Origin of the sequence: Photobacterium sp. SP02 (assembly GCF_038519165.1) — a bacterium.
In the GTDB taxonomy this organism is placed as follows: domain Bacteria; phylum Pseudomonadota; class Gammaproteobacteria; order Enterobacterales; family Vibrionaceae; genus Photobacterium; species Photobacterium halotolerans.
This window is the reverse complement of the sequence record NZ_JASJOJ010000008.1, coordinates 19,373-43,126: the sequence shown is the minus strand read 5'-3', so window position 1 is coordinate 43,126 and position 23,754 is coordinate 19,373. Positions and strand designations below refer to the sequence as shown.

Annotated in this window: 26 protein-coding genes; 13 read left to right on the top strand and 13 right to left on the bottom strand. The window is 51.0% G+C overall.

Features of this window, described 5'->3' with window-relative positions; translation table 11 throughout:
• The first annotated feature begins 61 nt into the window (after positions 1-61).
• The 4 genes from P0Y67_RS05595 to P0Y67_RS05580 all read left to right on the top strand — a co-directional run bounded on the left by P0Y67_RS05595 (position 62) and on the right by P0Y67_RS05580 (position 4,239).
• Entirely contained in the window at positions 62-1,060 is a 999-nt protein-coding gene (locus P0Y67_RS05595) for a YecA family protein (RefSeq protein WP_342391072.1), read from the top strand.
• A 27-nt stretch (positions 1,061-1,087) separates the two neighbouring features.
• Positions 1,088-2,215, top strand: coding sequence for a hypothetical protein (locus P0Y67_RS05590; protein WP_342391071.1), 1,128 nt, complete (start codon positions 1,088-1,090; stop codon positions 2,213-2,215).
• Positions 2,216-2,671: 456 nt separating this feature from the next.
• The gene (locus P0Y67_RS05585) at positions 2,672-2,977 is read left to right on the top strand and encodes a helix-turn-helix domain-containing protein (protein WP_027250557.1); all 306 of its coding nucleotides are present in this window, start codon (positions 2,672-2,674) and stop codon (positions 2,975-2,977) included.
• Complete coding sequence (locus P0Y67_RS05580; protein ID WP_342391070.1) at positions 2,974-4,239, top strand: type II toxin-antitoxin system HipA family toxin; 1,266 nt, start codon at positions 2,974-2,976, stop codon at positions 4,237-4,239. Before P0Y67_RS05585 ends, P0Y67_RS05580 begins: the two co-directional genes overlap by 4 nt.
• Positions 4,240-4,460: 221 nt before the next feature.
• On the opposite strand, the gene P0Y67_RS05575 is transcribed toward P0Y67_RS05580, so the two are convergent.
• Complete coding sequence (locus P0Y67_RS05575) at positions 4,461-5,324, bottom strand: YicC/YloC family endoribonuclease (RefSeq protein WP_192016003.1); 864 nt, start codon at positions 5,322-5,324, stop codon at positions 4,461-4,463.
• 190 nt (positions 5,325-5,514) lie between these two features.
• Between P0Y67_RS05575 and rph the strand changes: the two genes are divergently transcribed.
• Both rph and pyrE read left to right on the top strand, forming a co-directional pair.
• The gene (gene rph, locus P0Y67_RS05570; RefSeq protein WP_342391069.1) at positions 5,515-6,231 is read left to right on the top strand and encodes a ribonuclease PH; all 717 of its coding nucleotides are present in this window, start codon (positions 5,515-5,517) and stop codon (positions 6,229-6,231) included.
• Between the two features lie 125 nt (positions 6,232-6,356).
• A complete protein-coding gene (pyrE, locus tag P0Y67_RS05565) occupies positions 6,357-6,998 on the top strand; it encodes an orotate phosphoribosyltransferase (protein WP_192016001.1) in 642 nt (213 codons plus the stop codon).
• Between the two features lie 123 nt (positions 6,999-7,121).
• On the opposite strand, the gene slmA is transcribed toward pyrE, so the two are convergent.
• Both slmA and coaBC read right to left on the bottom strand, forming a co-directional pair.
• Positions 7,122-7,712 carry a nucleoid occlusion factor SlmA gene (gene slmA, locus P0Y67_RS05560; protein ID WP_027250562.1) on the bottom strand — a complete coding sequence of 197 codons (591 nt, stop codon included), beginning with the start codon at positions 7,710-7,712 and terminating at the stop codon, positions 7,122-7,124.
• Positions 7,713-7,918: 206 nt separating this feature from the next.
• Positions 7,919-9,130, bottom strand: coding sequence for a bifunctional phosphopantothenoylcysteine decarboxylase/phosphopantothenate--cysteine ligase CoaBC (gene coaBC, locus P0Y67_RS05555; RefSeq protein WP_342391068.1), 1,212 nt, complete (start codon positions 9,128-9,130; stop codon positions 7,919-7,921).
• Between the two features lie 258 nt (positions 9,131-9,388).
• Between coaBC and radC the strand changes: the two genes are divergently transcribed.
• From radC to P0Y67_RS05525, 6 genes are all read left to right on the top strand, one after another.
• Complete coding sequence (gene radC / locus P0Y67_RS05550; protein WP_342391067.1) at positions 9,389-10,063, top strand: RadC family protein; 675 nt, start codon at positions 9,389-9,391, stop codon at positions 10,061-10,063.
• Positions 10,064-10,267: 204 nt separating this feature from the next.
• Positions 10,268-10,504, top strand: a complete 237-nt coding sequence (rpmB, locus tag P0Y67_RS05545) for a 50S ribosomal protein L28 (protein ID WP_027250565.1) — start codon at positions 10,268-10,270, stop codon at positions 10,502-10,504.
• 13 nt (positions 10,505-10,517) lie between these two features.
• Positions 10,518-10,685: a 50S ribosomal protein L33 gene (gene rpmG, locus P0Y67_RS05540; RefSeq protein ID WP_005371942.1), complete on the top strand. Its 168-nt coding sequence runs from the start codon at positions 10,518-10,520 to the stop codon at positions 10,683-10,685.
• Positions 10,686-10,795: 110 nt separating this feature from the next.
• Entirely contained in the window at positions 10,796-11,281 is a 486-nt protein-coding gene (locus P0Y67_RS05535; RefSeq protein WP_342391066.1) for a hypothetical protein, read from the top strand.
• 40 nt (positions 11,282-11,321) lie between these two features.
• Positions 11,322-12,131: a bifunctional DNA-formamidopyrimidine glycosylase/DNA-(apurinic or apyrimidinic site) lyase gene (gene mutM, locus P0Y67_RS05530; protein WP_342391065.1), complete on the top strand. Its 810-nt coding sequence runs from the start codon at positions 11,322-11,324 to the stop codon at positions 12,129-12,131.
• 83 nt (positions 12,132-12,214) lie between these two features.
• Positions 12,215-13,246, top strand: a complete 1,032-nt coding sequence (locus P0Y67_RS05525; RefSeq protein ID WP_342391064.1) for an NAD-dependent epimerase — start codon at positions 12,215-12,217, stop codon at positions 13,244-13,246.
• 24 nt (positions 13,247-13,270) lie between these two features.
• Here the strand turns inward: P0Y67_RS05525 and coaD are convergent, their stop codons facing one another.
• The 4 genes from coaD to P0Y67_RS05505 all read right to left on the bottom strand — a co-directional run bounded on the left by coaD (position 13,271) and on the right by P0Y67_RS05505 (position 16,516).
• Positions 13,271-13,753, bottom strand: coding sequence for a pantetheine-phosphate adenylyltransferase (gene coaD, locus P0Y67_RS05520; RefSeq protein WP_342391063.1), 483 nt, complete (start codon positions 13,751-13,753; stop codon positions 13,271-13,273).
• A complete protein-coding gene (locus tag P0Y67_RS05515; RefSeq protein ID WP_342391062.1) occupies positions 13,750-14,544 on the bottom strand; it encodes a glycosyltransferase family 2 protein in 795 nt (264 codons plus the stop codon). The genes coaD and P0Y67_RS05515 overlap by 4 nt, the downstream gene beginning before the upstream one ends.
• Positions 14,541-15,326 carry a glycosyltransferase family 2 protein gene (locus P0Y67_RS05510; protein WP_342391061.1) on the bottom strand — a complete coding sequence of 262 codons (786 nt, stop codon included), beginning with the start codon at positions 15,324-15,326 and terminating at the stop codon, positions 14,541-14,543. The genes P0Y67_RS05515 and P0Y67_RS05510 overlap by 4 nt, the downstream gene beginning before the upstream one ends.
• Positions 15,327-15,472: 146 nt before the next feature.
• Positions 15,473-16,516: a glycosyltransferase family 9 protein gene (locus tag P0Y67_RS05505; RefSeq protein ID WP_342391060.1), complete on the bottom strand. Its 1,044-nt coding sequence runs from the start codon at positions 16,514-16,516 to the stop codon at positions 15,473-15,475.
• Positions 16,517-16,688: 172 nt separating this feature from the next.
• Between P0Y67_RS05505 and P0Y67_RS05500 the strand changes: the two genes are divergently transcribed.
• Positions 16,689-17,405: a 3-deoxy-D-manno-octulosonic acid kinase gene (locus P0Y67_RS05500; RefSeq protein ID WP_342391059.1), complete on the top strand. Its 717-nt coding sequence runs from the start codon at positions 16,689-16,691 to the stop codon at positions 17,403-17,405.
• Here the strand turns inward: P0Y67_RS05500 and waaA are convergent.
• From waaA to P0Y67_RS05470, 6 genes are all read right to left on the bottom strand, one after another.
• On the bottom strand, positions 17,402-18,670 hold the full coding sequence (gene waaA / locus P0Y67_RS05495; RefSeq protein ID WP_342391058.1) for a lipid IV(A) 3-deoxy-D-manno-octulosonic acid transferase: 1,269 nt from the start codon (positions 18,668-18,670) through the stop codon (positions 17,402-17,404). The genes P0Y67_RS05500 and waaA overlap by 4 nt on opposite strands.
• On the bottom strand, positions 18,670-19,638 hold the full coding sequence (locus P0Y67_RS05490) for a glycosyl transferase family 90 (RefSeq protein ID WP_342391057.1): 969 nt from the start codon (positions 19,636-19,638) through the stop codon (positions 18,670-18,672). The genes waaA and P0Y67_RS05490 overlap by 1 nt, the downstream gene beginning before the upstream one ends.
• The gene (gene waaF / locus P0Y67_RS05485; protein ID WP_342391056.1) at positions 19,638-20,681 is read right to left on the bottom strand and encodes a lipopolysaccharide heptosyltransferase II; all 1,044 of its coding nucleotides are present in this window, start codon (positions 20,679-20,681) and stop codon (positions 19,638-19,640) included. The genes P0Y67_RS05490 and waaF overlap by 1 nt, the downstream gene beginning before the upstream one ends.
• A 19-nt stretch (positions 20,682-20,700) precedes the next feature.
• Positions 20,701-21,666: a lauroyl-Kdo(2)-lipid IV(A) myristoyltransferase gene (lpxM, locus tag P0Y67_RS05480; protein ID WP_342391055.1), complete on the bottom strand. Its 966-nt coding sequence runs from the start codon at positions 21,664-21,666 to the stop codon at positions 20,701-20,703.
• A 61-nt stretch (positions 21,667-21,727) separates the two neighbouring features.
• Positions 21,728-22,408 (bottom strand): glycosyltransferase family 32 protein, encoded by a 681-nt coding sequence (locus tag P0Y67_RS05475; protein WP_342391054.1) that lies wholly within the window; start codon positions 22,406-22,408, stop codon positions 21,728-21,730.
• Positions 22,405-23,736 (bottom strand): O-antigen ligase family protein, encoded by a 1,332-nt coding sequence (locus P0Y67_RS05470; RefSeq protein WP_342391053.1) that lies wholly within the window; start codon positions 23,734-23,736, stop codon positions 22,405-22,407. The genes P0Y67_RS05475 and P0Y67_RS05470 overlap by 4 nt, the downstream gene beginning before the upstream one ends.
• Positions 23,737-23,754: the final 18 nt, after the last annotated feature.

The following is a 23,754-nucleotide window of genomic DNA, read 5'->3' as shown; positions in this document are numbered from 1 at the left end:
TGACGCACCGGCTTTGTTCTATCAGGTGAGCGAAGGTAACAGTAAAAAAGAGTGAATAATCATGAAACCAGGACGAAACGAGCCTTGCCCTTGTGGCAGTGGTAAAAAGTACAAGCATTGTTGTATGAACAACGTGTCAAAACCGCATGCTGAAGTGTTTGATGATATTGAATCCATGATGGCCATGAATCCTGATTTGACGCTTGATGAGCTCAATGTGGTGATGCAGCATAAAATGCAGGAGCGCAACAATCGCCCTCATTCAGATTTTTGCGGCTTATCACCCACGCAAATGGCCAATTGGCTTTATGCACCGTTTGATGAATTAAATTGGGTGACTATCAGTACGCCAGATGATTTATCTGGCAGCCCTGTGATGTGTTATCTAGCGCTCATTTTAGACGAAGCGATGCAAAATGACGGCGCGTTTAAAGCCACCAGTAAAGGTAATTTGCCGGCTAAGTTGGTCAAGCAGGCCAGTGATTTATTGCCTGAGTTTGCTGTGTCACAGTTTGAACGCCACATTAGCATCAGTGAATTTGCCGGCAGTAATGAAGATAAATTCAATGCCTTGCACTATGCCCGTATTTTGGCAGAAACCGCCGGTATTATTTATCGCCGTAGTGGTCGGTTCCATGTGAAAAAGGCCGCACAGAAGTTGTACCAAACACAAGGTGTTCAGGCGTTCTTTAAACCTATGCTCGAAACCGTTATCACCAGATATAACTGGGGCTATTTTGATGCCTTTAAGCAAGATGTCGATTTACGCGCCTTCTGGCTCTTTATGTTGTGGCGCTTGCAAAGCCATGCCAGCCCGGATCAATTAATTGATGATATCGTCACGGCCTTCCCTGATTTATTGCGCCAGCTCGAGCCAGACGATTACTACTCGCCAGAAAAAAGGCTTGGCGTGTTAATTGAATCGCGCTTTATTGAACGCTTTTTACAGTTTTGGGGATTTGTCACTGTCGATCCTAAACGGTTTGCTGCAGAAGATCGCAAACCGCCAAAAGTGCAGCTTCAGCCGTTGTTAGCGCAAACATTCCAATTCACACTTTAGCACTAATAAAACGTTAAACAGGTTACCGTGAGCGAATATCAATCCTACCGATTTGAGCGTCTGGACGGGGTTTTAGACAGCAAACAACGCCAAGCTCTGAGGCAAATTTCAAGCCGTGCTGAGATCACCGCCACGTCTTTTCAGGTGTATTATCACTACAGCGGTTTAAAGGCTGAGACGGCTGATGTTGTACTCAACTACTTTGATATTGGGTTTTATTATGCCGATTGGGGTTTTATTGAGGCGTACATTAAGCTGCCAATTGGCACCATACCTGAGGACTTATTGCAGAGCGGTGATCATGGCTTCTATGTTCATGCAACTGACCAATGGCAGTTGTTGGTATTCTCGTTAGAGGAATACGACGACTATTTAGATGATGAACAGGCGGATGATTTTTTTCAGCATTTGGCCAGCTTGCGGAGTGAATTGATACAAGGTGATTGGCGGCTTTTGTATTTTATGTGGCTCAGAGAGTTAGACAGCAATGATGAGCTTGCTGCTGTGCCGATGATTAATTTTGATTTCAATCACCTAAGTGATGCGCAAACCGCTTTTGCTGGCTTATTTGGTGTTCCTTTAGGACTGGTGAAAGCGCTCGCATTGGCGCTGGAAGAAAAGCCCAGTCATAGTGCAAAGCACAATCGTTTTCATATAGATGATTGGCTTAGTCAGCTTTCTGAAAAAGAAAAAGATCAGCTGTTAACCGCCTTGTTTGAACAGGGGCAGTTATCTCGTCACCAAGCTCTGGCAATGACAAGGAAAGAGCAAGTTAACGAGCCAGTTAATTATCAACATTGGTTGAGTGCGCAAATTATCGAGCCTTATATAGCCATTGCGCAGCAACAATTAAAGCAAGAACAAGCGATTGCGTTAGCGACAAGACTGGCAGCAGAAAAAGCTGCAAAGGAAGCAAAGCTCTCAGAAGTTTACAATCAGCGTGATCAAGTTTGGCAACGCGCGCAAGAGCAAGCAAGCCGAACGTGTGCCAGTGGCTACGATCAAGCGTCTCGTTATCTGCATCAACTCGCAGAGGCTTACCAATTCAAAGGAGAAGCCTTGGATTTTGAGTGCCGTTTTGAGCGATTTATCTCTAGTAATAACAGCCGTAAAGCGCTGTTAAACCGGTTGCAAGACCTGTTACCAAGGGCGTAATGCTACGCCTCTTGCCTCAATACAAAAATTTGATAGCTGGAAAGCTAACAGTGAGGTGGGCATAGACCCTGCTTTGGAGCATTTAATACGTTTTCGCGCATTAAGGTGTTGGGTTCAGTTTTCAATACATTTGTGTAATCAAGGCAGGTCTACAAAACATGACCAAATACGCTAGGGTTTGTCGATCTTTTCAGTAAAGCTTTACAAGCTGCTCACTATATTGGGCAGTACCGGAAAGACTAACCCTGGCATTCCGTTCTAATCCCGCACCTTGAGTGCTAAAAGTTTGTCGCTAGTGATAAATCACAATGAAAGTAGGACTATATTCCCAGTTTTTAATTAAAGGTGGGAATATAGTCCTACTCTGTTCTGCGTTTAGATTTGTCAAATGATCAAAGTGGGACTATATTCCCATTATCTCTTCAAAAATAGGAATATGGTCCTATAGGTGGCGGTATGGCAAAGCGAGATTTACACAATGTACTGTTTCCTAAGCAGCGCAAAATTCTCACGCATTTTGGTGAGGATTTATTGCTAGCAATGAAGCGTCGGGGGTTAACCAAGAAGATGCTCTGCGAGCGAACGGGGTTTGATCATAAAACGGTAAATAAGGTATTTGCTGGCGATCCTGGTGTAGCTATAGGTACTTACTTGAAAATTATGGCTGTGCTGGGAATGGAGAATAACTTTTCTGAAATGGCTGCCCATGACGAACTAGGCATTAAGTTGCAAAACATCAAACTACTGGAAGGTTCAAAATGAGCCGTGAATTGGTAGAGGTTTATGCGAATTGGCACCCCATTGATCAGCCATTATTAATTGGCCATTTGGCTTACAGTGACTCAAGTCGTGGTGGTGTGTTTAGCTTTGCTTATGACAAGGCATTCCTAAAATCATCGTATCGTTTGCAAATTGATCCTATGCTGACACTGCATGCGGGTGAATTATACAATGACGAAGCGGATAAAAACTTCCGTGCTTTTTTAGATTCATCCCCAGATCGTTGGGGACGTATTTTGATGCAGCGCCGGGCAGCGATCGAATATCGAAAGGGTATTAGGTCGAGTAGTCGACTTACTGAACTTGATTATTTGCTTGGTGTACATGACTCCTACCGAATGGGTGGTATTCGTTTTAAGCGATCCGGCTTAGCTGATTTTCTTGACCGTGATTTTTTAGACAATAATGCTGAATTTGCAGCTCCTCCCATGGCATCGCTGCGTGAGTTAGAGCATGCCGCCATCCAAATTGAAAAAGACGACAACATCGACAGTGACGAATATTATCGCTGGTTGAAAATGTTGATTTCACCTGGTTCATCATTAGGTGGTGCAAGGCCAAAGGCCTGTGTTACTGATGAGTCTAACCACTTGTGGATAGCTAAGTTTCCCAATTTAAATGACACCTATGATGTCGGTGCATGGGAGATGGTGTGTTATGAGCTGGCTTTAGCGGCGGGTGTTGACATGTTTCCGAGTGAAATCCGAAAATTTTCGACACAGCACCATACCTTTTTAACCAAGCGCTTTGACCGAGAGGGAAACAAACGTCTGCATTTTTCATCGGCAATGACGCAGCTCCAGTACTATGATGGTGAGCATTCGCACGGTGCCAGTTACCTGGAGATTGCCGAATTTCTCTCGAATCAGGGGGCACAAACTAAAGCCGATCTGGCGCAGTTATGGCGACGGATCGTGTTTAATATCGCTGTGTCTAACACCGACGATCACCTGAGAAACCACGGTTTCCTGCTAACCAATAAAGGTTGGAAATTATCACCGGCTTATGACTTAAACCCGATTGTTGGCAAGCATGGGCTTCATCTGAATATTACCGACACTGACAACGCGCTTAACTACCAACTGGCTTTTGACGTGAAAGATTTTTTCAGGCTCTCGCAGATCGAGGCAACGCAAATTTATGATGAAGTGCTAAACGCAGTTAAGCAGTGGCAACAAGTTGCGCAGCGATTGGGGATCAGCCGAGCAGAGCAAGCCGTAAAGCAAGTAGCGTTTAATGTTTAAGCCACGGGTCAATGCCGTCTCTTATTTCTTATGAAACAGGATGCAAAATCTCTGGCGTCCGCAAGGGACATTAAATGGAATTTTGCCTATCATTTAATCAGCAACTGGCAACGGACAACTGCAAACCTTTTTGGACGGGAAAAATAAAAAAGCCCTGTATTTACAATGCTCTTAACAAGGGAATACAGGGCTTCTGAGACGTGCTTGGATGGATGAAGAACTTATTCTATATTCTGGATCTGCTCGCGCATCTGCTCAATCAGCACTTTGAGTTCAACGGCTGAGGCGGTGATCTCTGTGTTGATAGATTTGGAGGCCAGGGTGTTCGATTCGCGGTTAAATTCCTGCATCATGAAGTCCAGGCGTCGGCCACAGGCGCCGCCTTTTTTCAGGATTTTGTGGGTTTCTTTGACGTGGGAATCCAGGCGATCCAGCTCTTCGGCGACATCGCTTTTTTGCGCCAGCATAATCAGTTCCTGCTCGATGCGGTTGGCATCCAGCTCAACTTTGGCTTCTTCCAGGCGATTGAGAATGCGATCGCGTTGCCATTGCATGACTTCAGGCATCAGGGCGCGCACCTTGCCGGCTTCTTCTGAGATAGCGGCCAGGCGCTGGTCAATCAGATCTTTCATATTGGCGCCTTCGCTGGCGCGTGCCGCCAGGAAGTCGTCCACCGCGCCGTCAAATGCCGTCAGCAGCTCTTGGTTGATGGTGTCCATGTCCTGCTCAGGCGTTTCCATCACGCCGGGCCAGTTCAGCACCTGAAACGGACCGATATTGCCTTCACCTGCGGCTTCTTTTACCCAGCTTGCTGCCTTGATCACCTGCTTGGCCAGCTGCTCGTTGATACGCAGTTCGCTGCTGGAAGCCGGATTGGCTTCAAAGCGCAGGCTGCACTCGACTTTGCCCCGGGCCAGACGTTGGCGGAAGCGCTCGCGCAGGACAGGTTCCAGGCTGCGGAACTGTTCTGGCAGACGCAGGTAAGTTTCCAGGTATCGTTGGTTTACCGAGCGGATTTCCCAAACGGCGCTGCCCCAGTCGCCTTTTACTTCGCGACGGGCATAGGCGGTCATACTGTGAATCATTGGCTATCGGCCCTTAAGAAATGATGGCTTGATTATACGCGCCGGTACGAATAATGGAAATCTATCCTCGGTGGGAGCTTGCTGCCAGGCGTGCACTGCGACGCAGATCTGGCTATAATCGCCGGTTAATGTCTGCCGGCCGCATAGCGGCTTTGTTTTCAGCACTCAATATCAGCCAAGGTGAAACCCGATGCGTCCAAGTGGAAGAAGTGCCAGTCAAGTTCGTCCTATTACTATCACCCGTCATTTCACCGCCCATGCCGAAGGGTCGGTATTGGTTGAGTTTGGCGATACCAAGGTCATATGTACTGCCAGTGTTGAAGAAAACGTGCCGCGCTGGCTGAAAGGCAAAGGCCAGGGCTGGGTGACGGCGGAATACGGCATGCTGCCACGCGCGACCCATTCCCGTAACCGTCGCGAGGCGGCTAACGGTAAGCAGGGCGGCCGGACACTGGAAATTCAGCGTCTTATTGCCCGCAGCCTGCGCGCGGCGGTGGATCTGGAAGTGCTGGGTGAGCAGATGATCACGGTCGACTGTGATGTGATTCAGGCCGACGGCGGCACGCGCACCGCGTCTATCACAGGTGCCATGGTGGCACTGACAGATGCGCTCAATCTGATGATGGAAAAAGGCCAGCTGAAGAAGAACCCGCTGAAAACCACTATCGCTGCCGTGTCTGTGGGCATCTACCAGGGTACGCCAGTGTGCGATCTGGATTACGCGGAAGATTCGAATGCCGAGACCGATATGAATGTCATCATGAACAGTGACGGCAAGATTATTGAGATTCAGGGGACGGCTGAAGGGGATGCCTTCAGTACTGAAGAATTAATGGAGATGCTGTCGTTAGCCAAAGACGGCATTGCCGAGATCATCACTATCCAGCAGGCGTCGCTGGAAAGTTAATGTTTTTGGAGCGGTTCCTGTCGGAGCCGCTTTTTTTTGCCTGCAGCAAGCGAAGGCTGTGGGGGATTGACCGGCCAGCGCCCGTGTCTGGCTGAAGCATGCGACCAATCGCTCGAGGAGAAACAATGAAAGCATATCAGCGTCAGTTCATCGAATTTGCTTTGGAAAAAGGCGTATTGAAGTTTGGTGAGTTCACCCTGAAGTCTGGCCGTCAGAGCCCGTATTTCTTTAATGCCGGCCTGTTTAATACCGGTCGCGATCTGGCGCGTCTGGGCCGCTTTTATGCCGCGGCACTGGCAGATTCCGGTATTGAATTTGATGTACTGTTTGGTCCTGCTTACAAAGGCATTCCGATCGCCACCACGACTGCGGTCGCACTGGCCGATCACCATGATGTGGACACGCCTTACTGCTTTAACCGTAAAGAAGCCAAAAACCACGGTGAAGGCGGCAATCTGGTGGGCAGCCCGCTGGAAGGCCGCATTATGCTGGTTGATGATGTGATTACGGCTGGCACGGCAATCCGCGAGTCGATGGAAATCATCCAGGCCAATGGAGCAGATCTGGCCGGTGTGCTGGTGGCGATTGACCGTCAGGAAAAAGGCAAAGGCGAACTCTCTGCGATTCAGGAAGTGGAGCGTGACTTCGGTTGTGCAGTGATCTCTATTGTCTCGCTGGGCGATGTGGTGAGCTATCTGGAAGAGCAGGATGGCATGGACGCGCACCTGGAAGCGGTGAAAGCGTATCGCGCTCAGTACGGTATCTGATTCTGCTTGTTGCAGGGCAGAGCGTGCAATGAAAAAGGGTTGGCAATGTGCCAACCCTTTTTTCTGTGTTCTTAATGCAGCTGTGTGCTGAGCCCGATACAAGAGAGGGGTGAAATGAAAAGGTTAGCTCAGTTGACCGGTCAGCAGTTCCCAGTAAGCATCGAAATTGTCATTCGGCTTGTGACGGAAGCTGGAGCGCACAAAGCGGTTATAACTGCCTTCTACCTGGCCCAGCAGCTGGGCGGATAACAGGTTTTCATCAATCGGGAAACCACGGCCTTCGCGCAGTTTGCGCTCACGCAGGATCTGACGCAGCTGGGTTTCAATGCGCTCGAACAGCTGGTTGATACGCGACTGTAACCTGTCTTGCTCAAACATCAGGGCATGGCCTGTCATGATGCGGGTGAGCCCGGGATTGCGCTCGGCAAAGACCAGCAATAACTGCAGCACCATACGCAGGCGGGTCATGGTGTCTTTTTCGTCATCCAGGATACGGTTAATACGTGTAGTGATCGAGTCTTCAATAAATTCGATCAAGCCTTCAAACATACGGGCTTTGCTGGGAAAGTGGCGATACAGTGCCGCTTCGGAAACGCCCACCTGGGCAGCCAGTTTAGCGGTAGTAATGCGCTGACTCCCCTGGTTGGATTCCAGCATTTCAGCCAGCGCTTGTAAGATTTCTTCGCGGCGGTTGTTTTTTTTATTGCCAGCCATGAATAACCGTTCCTTTTCGATATAAGACTGTGTCCGGACAGAAAAAGCCTGACTATCTTAGCCATGCGCACAGGGCATGGAAAGTGTCTGGATCAGGCAGTGTTATCTGTATCGACAGCCAGAGTGTAAGCTTGAGAGCTGGCTGCCAAAAATGAATGAACCGCTGAGTATTTTGCCTGTTTCGCTGAGAGTTCAACGAAATAGGCTTAGTCTTGTGCTTTGTAGCGGTCGATGATCTCAGTAATTAATTGTCGCCCCAGTGATGTTTTGTCTGTCAGGGGCAGTGCCTTGTCACCGTTCTTCCAATACAGGTGGAGGGCATTGGTATCACTGTTAAATCCTTGTCCCTGCTGCGCGACATCATTGGCACAAATCAGGTCGAGGTTTTTACGCTGCAGCTTGTCCTGCGCATAGCGCGCGACGTCTTGCGTTTCGGCGGCAAAGCCTACAGTAAACGGACGTTGTTCAGTCAGGGCAGCGACGCTGGCGATAATATCCGGATTTTTCACCAGTTTCAGTGCCAGATCGTCCTGTCCTTGCTGCTTTTTCATTTTTTGTGACGCTATTTCCGCCGGGCGGAAATCGGCCACCGCCGCGCAGCCAATAAAAATATCATGCGCCTTTGCCTGCTCAGTGGCGGCCTGGTGCATGTCTACAGCACTTTCTACGTCGATACGGTTAACGCCGGCCGGGGTAGCAAGGTTGACCGGGCCACTGATCAGCGTGACGCTTGCACCGCGTTGTGCCGCGGCTTGTGCAATGGCAAAGCCCATTTTGCCTGAGCTGTGGTTGGTGAGATAACGCACCGGATCCAGCGCTTCCCGGGTCGGGCCGGCCGTAATGGCGATGCGGACACCGGCCAGATCCTGCGGCTGGAAGGCGTTTTCCATCTCCGCAATCAGCGCCATAGGCTCCAGCATCCGGCCCGGGCCGATATCGCCACAAGCCTGCTCGCCGCTGGCAGGGCCCCAGATCTGATGTCCCCGGCTCGCCAGTACGGCCAAATTTTCCTGGGTGGCAGGCTGGCGATACATTTGCTGGTTCATGGCCGGTGCCACAGCAATCGGCGCGCTGGTGGCCAGACATAAGGTTGTCAGCAGATCGTTACCCATGCCAGCGCGAAGGCGGGCGATCAGATCGGCAGAAGCGGGAGCCAGCAGAACCAGATCGGCCCATTTCGCCAGCTCAATATGGCCCATGGAGGCTTCGGCGGCGGGGTCGAGCAGGCTGTCGGCCACCGGGTGACCAGAAACGGCCTGCATGGTAAGCGGGGTAATGAATTCCTTGGCGGCCGGGGTCATGACGACGCGAACCTCTGCGCCTCGTTCAATCAGACGCCGTGTCAGCTCCGCACACTTGTATGCTGCGATGCCGCCGCTGATCCCCAGAAGTATTTTCTTTCCTGCCAGAGTTTTCATTCGCTTGCCTGTGTCGTGAAAAAACTGGCAACAAGATATCACCAAAGCGATGAGGTTTCATCGCTTTAGTCGTGAGAAAAATGCCGTCAGGCTGTGATGGAGGGCAGAGACCGGGTTATCGCTCGACACGGCAAGGCCGGAGCGTTGTAACACGACACCAGAGCTGCGCCAGCCGCCGCATTTTCAAGTATCGGGCTTTGTCTCGGGAGCAATATATGCGTTTCTTTGGCGCAGACACAGTGAAAGGGTTGAAGCGCCATGGTATTGAAACATTTGCCTGCGGAATCGCGTCCCAGGGAAAAATTGCTGCAGCGCGGGGCCAATGCGCTGTCGGATGCGGAGCTGCTGGCGATCTTTTTACGCACTGGCCTGCCGGGCATGAATGTGATTGAGCTGGCCGGCCAGCTGCTGGAAGAGTTCGGTTCTCTGCGTGCGTTACTGGCGGCTGATTGCAAAACCTTTTGCCAGCACAAAGGGTTGGGACCGGCTAAATATGTCCAGTTACAGGCGGTGCTGGAGATGAGCCTGCGTTATTTATCAGAGAAACTGGCAAAAGGGGATGCCCTCAGCAGCCCGGAATACACGCGGCAATATTTAAGCCAGATGCTGCGTGATCGCCACCGTGAGGCATTTTATGTGTTGTTTCTGGATAACCAGCACAGGGTGATTAGCGGTGAGGTAATGTTCGAAGGAACGATTGATGCCGCCAGTGTTTATCCGAGAGAAGTGGTAAAAAGATCACTGGAACTTAATGCAGCGGCGTTGATTTTAGCGCATAATCACCCCTCAGGCGTGGCGGAGCCAAGTCAGGCCGATCGGCGAATTACTCAAAGGATCAGCGATGCGCTGGCCTTGGTAGATATTCGGATCCTCGATCATTTTGTCGTCGGAGACGGGGAAGTGGTTTCTTTTGCTGAAAGAGGATGGCTGTAACTATCAAGCTGATTATTGTGCAGCTTGATGTCAAACTAGGCCGAAATTGATCAAAAAGACGAGAAAGGATCTGCTCGGGACTTGAGCAACTGGTTTTGACTTAGTATAATGCGCGACCTTTGATAGCTTCGGTTAGGTGGAATGCTTTTTGCGTTCGGTTAATCGCGGTTGATATCGAGCTGAAACGATTTGGAGAAGACAGTAATGTCCCGAGTATGCCAAGTAACTGGTAAACGTCCTGTAACGGGTAACAACCGTTCACACGCACGTAATGCCACCAAGCGTCGTTTTCTGCCGAACCTGCAAACTCATCGTTTCTGGGTAGAAAGCGAAAAACGCTTCGTTAAACTACGTCTTTCTGCGAAAGGCATGCGTATCATTGACAAGAAAGGTATTGATACCGTTCTGTCTGAAATGCGTGCTCGCGGCGAGAACGTTTAAGAGGATTTGAAGAATGGCTAAAGGCATTCGTGAGAAGATCCGTCTGGTATCATCTGCCGGCACTGGACACTTCTACACTACCGACAAAAACAAACGTAACATGCCAGGCAAATTTGAGATCAAGAAATTTGATCCAGTTGTTCGCCAGCACGTTTTGTACAAAGAAGCAAAAATCAAGTAATTGGTTTATTCTGCTTTTTGATAAAAACCCAGCCAAGGCTGGGTTTTTTTATGGCTGTCGGTCAGGAAGCGGATTATGATCACTGACTCATACTTAGTGCTGGAGAGACGATGAAACTGTCGCGCAAGGGATGGAACAACATCATCATCATTGGGGTTCTGCTGTTTTTAGCTATGATTCAGCTGCCGGAATTGATTCAGCAGCGGATGATGCAGGCCACCCCGGCCGAGCAAGCGTCCGCCGGACTAGTGCGCTTACTTCCTGCTGACAGCAGCATTGAAAAGCTGGTGCTGCCCAATATTATTTTCAGCCGCCATCAGCAAGACTGGCAGTCCGAGCCCGTCATAGCCGGCGATCCGTCGGCCATAGTGGCAAACTGGCAGGATGTCGCCGGTACTAAAATCGACTCAGAAACCTTCGCCCAGCTCAATGATAAGCTGGCATCGCCACGTAGCGTGGAAGTGTGGCTGGACAATCATGAAGAACCTTACCGCCTGACTGTGTATCAGCTTCCCCAGTTCTGGCTATTGCAAAACTGGCAGGGAGAATGGCTGGCGATTACTGTCGAGGCCAGCTACCTGTTCCCTGAAATCTGATATCCTGCACTGAACACAGCAAAGATTAATCAGAGAGAAGATGCCTGAATTACCTGAAGTTGAAGTCAGCCGCATGGGGATCACGCCTCATGTGGTGGGTCAGACCGTCATCAGTGTGACGGTTCGCAATGCCAGCCTGCGTTGGCCCGTCCCCGCGGAATTACAGCTATTGCAGGGGCAGACCATTCGTGGTGTGACGCGCAGAGCCAAATATTTGCTACTCGAAACCGATGCCGGGTTTGCCATTATCCATCTTGGGATGTCAGGCAGCTTGCGCATCTTGCCCGCCGAAGTGCCCCCGGTGAAACACGATCATGTTGATGTGCTGCTCGCCAGCGGTGAAGTGCTGCGCTATAACGACCCCCGCCGGTTCGGTGCATGGCTGTGGCAGGAACGTGACAGCGAACATCCTGTGCTGAGTAAGCTCGGGCCGGAGCCTTTGGCTGAGGGCTTTGATGCCGGCTATCTGGCGAAAAAAGCTCAAGGTAAGCGCACTGTGATTAAACAGTTCATCATGGATAACCAGGTGGTTGTCGGGGTCGGGAACATTTATGCCAATGAATCCCTGTTTGCGGCGCGCATCCATCCGCAGACTCCGGCAGGGCAGCTTACGGCTGAACGGCTGGCTGGGCTGGTGGATGAAATCAAGCGGGTGCTGAGTAAGGCGATTGCTCAGGGCGGCACGACACTGAAAGATTTCAAGCAAAGTGACGGTAAGCCGGGCTATTTTGCCCAAGAGCTGCAAGTGTACGGAAAAGCGGGGAAACCCTGTCCGAACTGCGGACATATCCTGAATGAGGTCAAAATCGGTCAGCGTGCTACAGTCTATTGTAGTGAGTGCCAACGATAATAAGTTTGTCAGAGAGATAGGCCCTCATATCTGTCTTTAGGGAAGAGCAGGAGGGCTGCAATACGCCTTCTTCGGGGGTGTGGATGCGCTTTTTGGTAACAGGAGTGGCCGGTTTCATTGGCAGTGCAGTGGCTCAGCGTTTGTGCCATATGGGCCATCAAGTGGTGGGCATTGATAATTTCAACAGCTACTACGATGTGAAGCTGAAACAGGCCAGAGTCAGGCATATTGCCCATCCGGCGCTCTTGGTGCTGGATTGCGATATCGCAGACAGGGAAGCCATTGCCCGTCTGTTTCTCACCCACAGATTTGAGAGAGTGATCCACCTGGCCGCGCAGGCCGGGGTTCGCTATTCGCTGGATAACCCCATGACCTATGCCGACAGTAATCTGACTGGCCATCTGACCATTCTGGAAGGCTGCCGCCGCCATCAGGTTGAGCATCTGGTGTACGCGTCTTCCAGCTCTGTGTATGGTCTCAATCGCAAGCAGCCTTTCTCGACCACTGACAGTGTCGACCACCCGGTATCCCTGTACGCCGCCACCAAAAAAGCCAATGAACTGATGGCGCATACTTATTCCCACCTCTATGGCCTGCCTACCACGGGCTTGCGCTTTTTTACTGTGTACGGGCCGTGGGGCAGACCCGACATGGCATTATTTCGTTTTGCCGAGGCGATCATGGCCGGTCAGCCTATCGAGGTATATAACCACGGCGATATGCGGCGCGATTTCACCTACATTGATGATATTGTCGAAGGCGTGGTCAGAATTCAGGATATTGTTCCTGCCCCTCAGCCCGACTGGAGCACCGAAGAGGGCTCTGCAGCCAGCAGTTCAGCGCCGTACCGTGTGTACAATATCGGCCATGGTCAGCCGGTTAAGCTGATGGACTTTATTGTCGCGCTGGAAAAGGCACTGGGCAGAGAGGCCAGCAAAGACTTCCTGCCGATGCAGCCGGGCGACGTATACGCCACCTTTGCCGACACCGACGATTTATTTGAGGCTACAGGATTCAGGCCACAGGTGGGTATTGAGCAGGGGGTGCAGCAATTTGTGGGCTGGTATCTGGGGTATTACGGGCAACCAGCGAAGGCAAATATAGCGGCACGCTGAGTGGCGAGCCGCCGGATTTGAGTGTTACTTGGTCAGTTTGTCTTTCAGTGCCTGTGCCACAGTCGGGTGAACGAACTGATCTACCTGCCCTTTGTGCAGCGCCACTTCTTTGACTATGGTGGAGGAGATAAAGGAATTTTCCTCGGCCGGTGTCAGGAAAACCGTTTCCAGCTCCGGCATCAGGCGGCGGTTCATGTTCGCCAGCTGAAACTCATATTCAAAGTCTGATACCGCGCGCAGGCCACGAACCAGAATCGTTGCTTGCTGCTCACGGGCAAAATCGACCAACAGACCAGAAAACCCTACCACTTCAACATTACTGAGATGACTGGTGATGGCTTTGGCGAGATTCACCCGCTCCTGCAGGTCAAACAACGGCTTTTTGCTCGGGCTGAAAGCGATACCGACGACTACCTGATCGAACATGGCGGCTGCGCGCTCAATCAGATCCTGATGGCCGTTGGTGATAGGGTCAAAAGTGCCGGGGTAAATGACTCGGGTTGTCATGATTTTTCATCCAGAAATTTATCAATGCCGTTTTCGCAACGTGTCAGTTTCTGACGGACGGTATTTTCCAGTATCTCATCGTTCTTGGCTAACGATGCTCTTGAACTTTCATCATGGTAGAGGTGGTAGCCTACGCCGGCAAACTTGAGATACAGCCTTTTTTTACCGCTATTGAGCATGCGGTGAACAAACTCACTGTCTTCACGGCCCCAGCCGACAAAGTCTTCGTTAAAGCCGTTGACCTCGATCAGATCGGCTCGCCAGAATGCCATGTTACAGCCACGCGTTGAGGCATCGTTATTGCGTTCGTACGAGCACAATTTGCTGAGCCAGGTACTGCTGATGCAGTTGTGGCGGTTTTTAATGCCGGGAGAAAACAGGTTGGGTACCACATGCTGATGCATGATCTGCTGGCTGATGTCATCGTTAGCCAGCACGCGGCCACCCTGAACGAAATAACCGGCTTTTGCTGCCTGCTTATGAGAGCGAATAAAATCCGGAGACATGACAATGTCGCCATCAATCATAATGATATAGTCCGCCTGCGATTTTGCCATGGCACGGTTACGGCTCATGGCGAGCTGGAAACCGTCATCGGGTTGCCAGGAATGTATCAGGGGGCAGGGGAACTGCGCTTGGTAGGATTGAACCAGTTCAGCAGTATCTGCTCGGGAGCCATCATCAGCGATGATCACTTCATCAGGTAACTCAGATTGGCGCTTCACGCTGTCCAATACGGCCTGTAGTGCTTCTTTCCAGTTGTAAGTCGTAATAATGAGAGCGACTTTCATTGATTTCTCTCTTTTTGATAATCCCGTAGCCAGAGATCAATATATTTGACGAAGGTCGAGTGCATGCTGAGCCACGCCAGAATAAAACCATGGCGACCATCGAGAAAACCGAGCTTAAGAATGTACATTTTCAGAAAACTGGCAAGGGCATGCAGCAGAGCGGTGCCCAGTCCGGCTTTTTTCCGGCCTTCGCGTTCATCCGTCCAGGCTTTGAGGTATTGGGTGGTTTTGCCTATGTAATGGTGCAGATTGTCATAGGTAAAATGCAGTAACCGGCCTTCTAGCGGGCGGACAGTCAGGCCATCCGTCAGCACTTTTTCATGCACCAGGGCATCGTTGTAGCGGGTTTCGTCGCGGCGGTACAGGCGGATCACCCAATCCGGCGACCAGCCAGAATGGTGGATGGTTTTGCCAAAGGCGTCGCTCAGCCGGTTTATCTTAAAGGCAACCCCGCTCGGGTTGCCGCTGACTGCAGACTGTATGGCCGCTTTCAGCTCAGGAGTGACCCTTTCATCGGCATCCAGCACCAGCACCCAATCTGTGGTTGCATGCTGCTGGGCGCGCTGGCGTTGCGGGCCAAAGCCGGGCCAGTCGTCATAGCGGAAGAATTTATCTGTGTAACGACGGGCAATGTTTTCTGAATCATCGGTACTGCCGGAGTCAATAATCACGATCTCGTCGACCCAGTCTTTCACCGTCTCCAGACAGGCAGCCAGATGCTTGGCTTCGTTCTTGATGATCATCAGCACACCCAAAGTGGTGTTGGAGGTGTTAGGCGCCATTAGGTGTCCAGTTTTCAGATAGATGAGTAGTGACTGTCAATGCAGTGATATGCCAACGATTATGCCGACCGGGGTGGTGAATGTAAAACCCCGGCCCTGATTCAGGGATCAATCTATCGCTTTCATTTTGTTTGAAATGCATACGATCACAGTTCAGAGGTGATTTTGTCGAACATGGCAGTGACGCGCTCTGCCGTGATGCGTTTCATCGCCTCGTTATCTTTAACCCGGCTGCGCCAGGGCAGCTGTTCAGGTGCCTTGCCCGTTTCGGCCGCAATGCATTCATCGTATACGCTCACTACATACTGCCGCGACAGGTAGGGGCCGGTACGTTTGGGGTTATGGTGGGCATACAATCCCAGCACAGGGGTACCGACAGCCACCGCCATGTGGGCCGGGCCGGTGTCCGGCGCGCACACCAGCGCCGCTTTTTGCAACAGGGCCAGCAGTTGTTTCAGGCTGCTCTGGCCAATCAGGTTGGTGATCGGGAAATTCAGCTTTTCTTCAATAGCATTGCCCAAATCAATTTCAATTTTTGCCGGGCTGCCGGCCAGAATGATCTCATAGCCCTGCTGGTGGGCATGGCGGGCTAACTCGGCATACCCTTCCGGCGTCCAGTTTTTATAGCCTTTACTGGCCGCGGGTGTGATGACGAATGTTGCGTCCTGATGGATTTGCTGATCGGCCCAGCGGTGGTCGTCTTCAGATAACGGAATATTCCACTTAGGCGTCAGATCGCTGACGCCCAGAGTGGCGGCGAACTGCATGAAGCCATCCAGCACATGCGGTGAATCCGGTGACGGGACTTTCACATTAGTGAACAGCTGCTGAAGATCACTGCTGCGGGCGGCATCAAATCCCAGTTTGTATCTGGCTTTGATGCCGAGACTGACGATACTGGCACGAATGGCGGTTTGCATATGCAAAAGCGCATCAAAACGCTCTCCTTTGAGTGCCTGCCAGACGGCTTTGTAACCCTGCCAGCCCTGCTTTTTATCGAAGATGATCACCCGGATGCCAGGCAAATCTTTCAGCAGCCGTGCCTCTGCTTTGCCGCAGATCCAGGTCAGGCGCGTTTGAGGCCATTGCCGCTGAATAGCCTGTGCCATGGCAATACTGTTGCAGACATCACCAATCGCCGACAGGCGCAGGATGCACAAAGACTGGGGAGCGGAGTGGAATAATGTCATGACACCTGCTTTCAACGGAATAGATGTGATTGTGTGTTGGGAATTATATACATATAGCATGCCGGAATCAGCGTGATTGCGCGAACACTGTGCAAAGATTCTGTCTATCTCATGACGGGCACGGACAAACCTGTATAAAATAGATCTTTTCAGTAGTTTGGGGTACCGCGCGATGGAAATACGGGAGCAAGATAACTGTCAGGTCATGTTTGACCCTGCTTTGCTGGCAGAAGATCCCTGGCAGTGCTTTGAGCCGGATTTCTGGCAGCGTCAGCAGGCTGTGCTGGGCAGTGCCAAAGGGCGGGGAACCACCTGGTTTGTGCGTGGCGAACGGGTCGATATGGCATTGCGGCATTACTTCCGTGGCGGGCTGTTCGGCAAACTGGTGAAAGATCAGTATTGGTTTAACACCTGGTCAGCTTGCCGCAGCATGGCTGAATTTTCCCTGCTGCAACATCTGGTGGAGCAGGGCGTCAGAGTGCCTAGGCCTGTCGCGGCAAGGGTGTGTAAATCCGGGCCTTACTATCGGGCTGATCTGCTGACGGAAAAAGTGCCGCAGGCCACTGACCTGGTGGCGCGCTTGCAGCAGGGTGCTTTATCGTCAGAACAATGGCAGGCGGTGGGCGATATGATTCGTCGTATGCATGACTGCCGGGTCGATCACACTGATCTGAATGCGCATAATATTTTGCTGGATGACCAGGAGCAGATCTGGCTGATCGATTTTGACAAATGCAGTATTCATCGTGGCGATGATGGCTGGCAGGAGGACAATTTGTCCCGGCTGCACCGCTCTTTTGTCAAAGAAGTCGATAAAGCCGGTATTCACTGGCAGGAAAGCGACTGGCGGCAGTTGTTGTCAGGTTACCGCCGATCGCCTGCCGATTAATTGAAGCTGGCAGAGAGTGCGTGCAAGGTGCGTGCAATGGCCCCCTGATTGGCTTTGACCACGCCAAGGGCGGCCTGGCCTGTCTTGGCTTGTTCTGTTTTATCCGCCATCAGCCGTGACACGGCGCGCGCTAATTCCTCACTGTTGCCGACGATTTTTGCGCCACCCGCGTTTAACAGCTGAGTGGTGATGTCGGTAAAGTTGTAATAGCTCGGGCCACTCAGAACAGGTTTTGCCAGTGCGGCAGGCTCAAGTAAGTTGTGACCGCCGACTTTGTCGCCCAGCAGGCTGCCGCCGACAAACGCGAGATCGCAGGCGCCGAGCAGCAGCATCATTTCGCCCATAGTATCGGCCAGATAGACCTGTTTACCGGCCAGCGGCTCATTGGCCTGAGTGCGGCGGGCGGCGGTAAAACCCTGTTGGTCAATCAGCGCGTAGACAGAGTCGAATCGCTCGGGGTGCCTTGGCACCAGAATTAGCAGCGCGTCAGGATGGCGGCGTAAAATCTGTCTGTGCGCCTCAAGTACCTGCTCATCTTCGCCCTGATGGGTGCTGGCGGCAATCCACACCGGACGCTGGCTGCCCAGCTCATCTCTCAGTATCTCGCTGGCCTGTTCCAGCCCTTCGGGTAAAGCAAGGTCAAACTTGATAGAACCGGTAATCTGTACCGCTTCCGGCGCAACGCCCAAACGAATGAAACGCTCGGCATCATCCTGATGCTGGCACAAGACCTGATCCAGATTATGGGCAAGCAGGTTAAACAGGGGTTGTACTCTGGCATAACGCTGGCAGGAGCGCTCAGATAAGCGGGCGTTAAATACAGTGACGGGCAGGCCGGCATGTTTGGCTTCGGCCAGCGTGTTGGGCCAGAGCTCGGTCTCCATGATGCAAAGCGCACGCGGCTGCTGCGTGCGGATGAAGCGGCGCAGTGCCCAGGGAAAATCGAGCGGCATATAGCGATGTTCAACCAGTGCTCCGAGGCGTGCGGCCTGCTCTGCTCCCGTGGCTGTCGTGGTTGTCAGCAGTATCGGTAAATCGGGATATTGGGTTTTCAGTGCTTTGATCAGCGGCGTGACAGCCAGGGTCTCTCCGACGGACACGGCATGTATCCAAAGTGGACGCTGGCCCTGCACCTGAGGGCTGACTCCGAAATGCTCTTTCCAGCGCTGACCAATAGGCGGGACACCCGGCCGCTTTTTATAGAGTGACACCAGCAGCAACGGGGCTGCCACAGCGAGCAGGCAAGTGTAGAGAAAGCGTAGCATTAGTGATTCGGTTCCTGCTGCCATTGGCCGGACAGTTCGAAATATTTCTTCAGTACCAGCAGACCTATCAGTTTCTCCTGCCGCGGATGACAGAACTGGTGGACGTGCTCATGAGCATTGGCAATGATAGCTTCGGCCGCTTCAGGGTGCTGGCTGTAGTAGCGAATTTTTTCTTCAATATCAGAAAAGTCATCCTGCAGCTCGACATAATGAACACCAGCCTTGAGCGAGCCTTCCATAAACCATGTCTCGTATTTAGGTTTGGGCATCATACACAGAGAGTTCGATGACATAGCCCACTTTAGGTTAGTGGCGACATCGTTGCCTTCGATACAGAGAATAAATTTATATTCGAGCTGCTCAGCAATCGACATGAAGCCTTTATCCCACGGCTGCGGAGTGTCGCCGGAGTTGGTCTGGCCGATATCGCAGAGGGGATGGTTGTAGTATTGCCTGACGAAGCTGGCACGATGGGGCTGGTAGGCGGCTCCGCGCCAGACGGCCTTGTCTGTTTTCTCACGAAAGCTCAGCGAATCTTCTATGAAATTGAAGTGACGGACTTTATTGAGTTTAAATAAAACGGCGTTGGCATTGTCACCGTCGATAGGCCTGGCTTTGACCAGGAACGGGTAAGGTTCCAGGTGGGTGTCATCGCCAAAGCGGTAGGTGACTTTGAAGTGGCGATCAAAGTAGTGCAGGTATTCTTTCAGATCGTAATAATAGGCACTCTGGCCTTTCTTGCGATAGCGCTTGATGGATACGGCTTTATCGTCGGGCAATGAGAATGCGTTATTGTGCCTGAGGTAATAATTGACTCTGGACGTAATGTATTGCCTGTCATATTTGTCCAGTGAATTCAGAAGGTACTGTAATCTGCGATGGTAGATTACTTTAGGCGTCAGAGAACGCAGTATGTTACGACTGTAGAAAGCGACTTTGTTATTTTTATGTCGATGTATCAATGTCATCATAGATCTGTTTTGGGAGTCGTTAGGCCGTCAATGGCTTGAATGACACGTTCAGCCGGTAAATCTTTCAGGCACTTAAGGTGTCCGTAGGGGCATTCTCGCTTAAAGCACGGACGGCACTCAATATCTGTATATACGATGGCGACCTGTTCTGCCAGTGGCGGGGTATAGTCTGGTGACGTCGAGCCATAAATGGCGACCACGTTACAGCCAACCGCCGCGGAGACATGCATCAGACCCGAATCGTTACTGACAACCGTATGGCAGGCAGCGAGCAGGTCAACTGCTTCAATCAGGCTGGTTTGCCCGGCTAAATCGTGACAGAAAGCTTGTAAGTCAGCGGGAAGCGCTTGTTTGATGGCGGCGGTGACAGGCTGATCTTTTACTGAGCCGAACAGCCAGACTTGCTTACCCTGCTCAATCATTCTCTGCGCGACCTGGGCAAAATAGGCGTCTGGCCAGCGCTTGGCAGGACCAAATTCCGCCCCCGGGCATAGGCCAATCACAGGGCGATCATTATCCAGTGCCAGACGTTTCATCGCGCTGGCCTGATTGTGGCTGTCAACCGTCAGTGACGGCTTGGGAAGTAGCGGCAGCGCCGCACTGCCTGTCATGTCCGCTTTGGGATAAGCCAGTGCGCAGTAGCGTTCGATCATCAGGCCGAAATCACGCTTGTTGCCACGCAGATCAGTGAGCAAACCGTAGCGGCTTTCTCCTTTCCAGCCGGTACGGACCGGAATGCGGGCAAAAAACGGGATCAGCGCAGATTTCGCCGAATTGGGCAGGATATACGCCTGATCATAGCTATGTTCACGCAAAGAGCGTCCAATCCGATAGCGACCTTTGAGGTTAAATTCACCGTGGCCGATGGGCATCTCAAGTGCGCGGTGCACCTCGGGCATGCGCTCTAAAATGGGCCGGCACCAGGCCGGTGCCAGTACATCAATCTCAGCCTGCGGATACTGCTGCTTCAGACTGGTATACAGGCATTGCGACATCACCATATCGCCAACCCAGGATGGACCGATAATAAGAATTTTCATACGACGCTGCTCATTAACTTCAGTAGGGTTTACTGCCATCAGGGCGTGTTTTCAGCAATTGCAGATTCCACATGTACTGCTCAGGATAGGGGGCGACCATTTTTTCCAGAGCATTTGCCAGCAAATTTGCATCATGTTGCGCATCAGGGCCCGGAAGTGGTTTCAGTGCCGGGGAGATATGAATCTCAAATTTACCGTTTGTCGTGTTGTATACAGGGATCATAGGCACTACGGAGGCGCCTGTCAGTTTGGCAATCTTACCCAGACCAGAAAATGTCGCTTTTTGGGTCGCAAAGAAATCAGTAAATTGACTTTGTTCTGGCCCGAAGTCCTCATCAGGCAGGTAATAGCCGAGAAACCCTGATTTGATTGCACGAAAATAAGGCTTTAATCCGCCTTCTCGTGCATAACAAATTCCCCCATACTGCAGACGCTGACAACTGATTAACCAGTCAAAAACGGGTTGGCGGTGCTGAGGTTGCATCAAAGCGGCGACAGGCAGACCCAGTGATGCCCAATAGATAGCCGGAAAGTCAATGGCCCAGCAGTGAGGGACTAAAATAATGACAGGATTGCCTGCTTCAACTTCTTTATCAATATTTTCCTGACCAAAAACTTCAGTGCGCTGCTGGAGATGGCGGCGACTTCTGAACAACAATTCGCCCATGGCCAAAACCACTTTGGCGGCGACTGTGAACATGGCGTCGATTTTCTCTTCCCGCTCTTGATCGGTCAGTTCCGGAAAGCACAGTGTCAGGTTAACCCTGGCACGGTGCCGTGCTTTCTTGACTTTCCTGCCTATGTGCAAACCCAGAAAGCCAGCGATTGGGTCGCGGATTTTCCAGGGCAACAGTGCCAGCAGGCTTAACAGCAGAATACTGATCCAAGTTCCCCAATGACGGGGGTGCAAAAATGACCACTGGAAAGACGGACGATAGCCTGGTGCCAGTTCATCCTGTGATACGCGGGTTCGGACTGTAGTCAAAAGATGCTCTCTCTTTTTGCTGTAAACTCTAATCAACCGGTTGGAAACAGGAGCGGCATGATTATGTACGGAAAAAATACTTCTGCCAGACGTAGAATTTCCCCAGTAGTCCCATGTGCTTGGATTTTAAAAACACCAGTCCTTTCGACTTTTTCCAGCTGTGCTGAAACCAGTGTGTCAGATAAGCATTGGCGGGCTTTTCAAAATGCATGGGTTCACCCTGATAGTTATAAAAATAGGCTACCGGGTAAAGCTGGCTGTTTTCTGTGTTGCTGAGTGCTTTCTCGATCAGGAAGTGAGTCATGATATCAGGGCCCATATACAGCGGGGACTGATAAATGTCATTCTCATAGAATTGAATGAGTTGATTCAGAATCGTCGAGTGTGGCTCTGCATAGATAGCTGCGGTGCCCAGCAGTGTCTCCGTTTCATAACCTACTGAAAACAGGCAATTGTCAAATAACGGGAAAGGATCCTGCTGGATGGTGACATCCACATCCAGATACAGTCCGCCCTCATGTTGCAGAATTTTCAATCGCAGGTAATCAGTGACAAAGGCCAGCAGGCCTTTATCGTAACACTCTTTTGCAAACCGGCATTCGCTGATCCATTGCTGAAGCAGCGGATTGTTTTCCGTCCAAAGGGTGTAGTCAAAACCTTGTTTTTTCCAGTCATCAATACAGACGAAGGCTAATGGTGGCATTTTATTGCCAAGCCAGATGGCGTGGATTTTTTTAATCATGAGCTCGCTTGTTCTGAAGGCGGTAAACGGTTCAGTTTATACGTGAGGTAGAAGGTATAACAACTGCCTAACATCACGTTATGGATCCACTGGCCATTATTGGAAAAGAAGAATGATTCGAACAGATTTACCGTCAGCCAGTAAACCGTAAACAGTAAAGAAATCAGCAGAACTTCATTAATACCGCGTTTTTCTGGGGCAACTTGAGTACTTCGTATGACCCATCCGAAGACAAAATACATTAACGCCAGGCCAACGATACCGTAGGAGACCAGCAGTTCGATGTGCGAACTGTGCAGGTGCGTGAAATACTTATGGATATTAGGTGGAAAATGCGTTGCCTGCTTAATGACCGTCTCACGGGTGTTGTAGCCGCTGCCCAGCAGTGGCCTTTCTTTGATCCATTTGATGGATTCATACCACAAATGCAGGCGCGTACCGGCACTGTTGAACGGTATTTTAGACATGTCGCCATTAGTGACTATGCTGGTGGCTGTGCCCATCTCTCTTTGGACTCTGTCATGGACTAAAGGCATGCTGGCATAGGAGTAAAAGGCAAATCCCAACAGGGACAATGAACCAGCCAAAATGATCTTATTGAGTTTTTCTTTATGCAATATGGCATAAAGAACCGTGCCTATAACATAGGCTGCCAGCAAACCGACCCAAACCTGACGGGACTGAGTAGTGATCACCACGAAAACAAAGGCAATAAACAGCAGTAATGCAGAGAAGAAGAGAGCAATATATTGAGCCTTTCTGGTCCGGATACTGAGGCACAGGTATTTCACCAGGAAGAAGGAGGAGAGCAGAAAGCCGACTCCGCTGTACATGGCCGGATACTGGGCATTAATGATATTGAAATCGATGCGAACACCCTGGAGCCCCAGTTGCACCTGCTGAACAATGTCGGAATGGCTGTAAAACGCCAGCAAAATACCCAGGCACATAGCCCACCAGATCAGGTAAACATTGTTGAGTGATCCTTTCAGCCAATACGCAACAAAAATAAAGACAAACAGGTCAGCTAACACACCAATATGCGGGCTGGAATAGGCGAGTTCAGGTATGTCTATCAGCGAATTGGCCCAGCTGAGCACCTGAATGACGAGAGCGAATAATAATGCCCACAGCATTTTATCTTTGAAAAATTGTTTTCTGTCGATAAACAGGGCCGCGACTGAAGCCAGCAGAAAGACCGACTGGAAGATGTCTCCCATTTCGCGGTAAGAGCGCTTGAACAGCACATAGCCCACAATGCAGCACAGCATCGCCAGACAAAAGCCCCGAGAGTTGATGAGTCGTTTTATTTGCGCGTTAAATTGCATTGCTGATTGCTCTGAAAT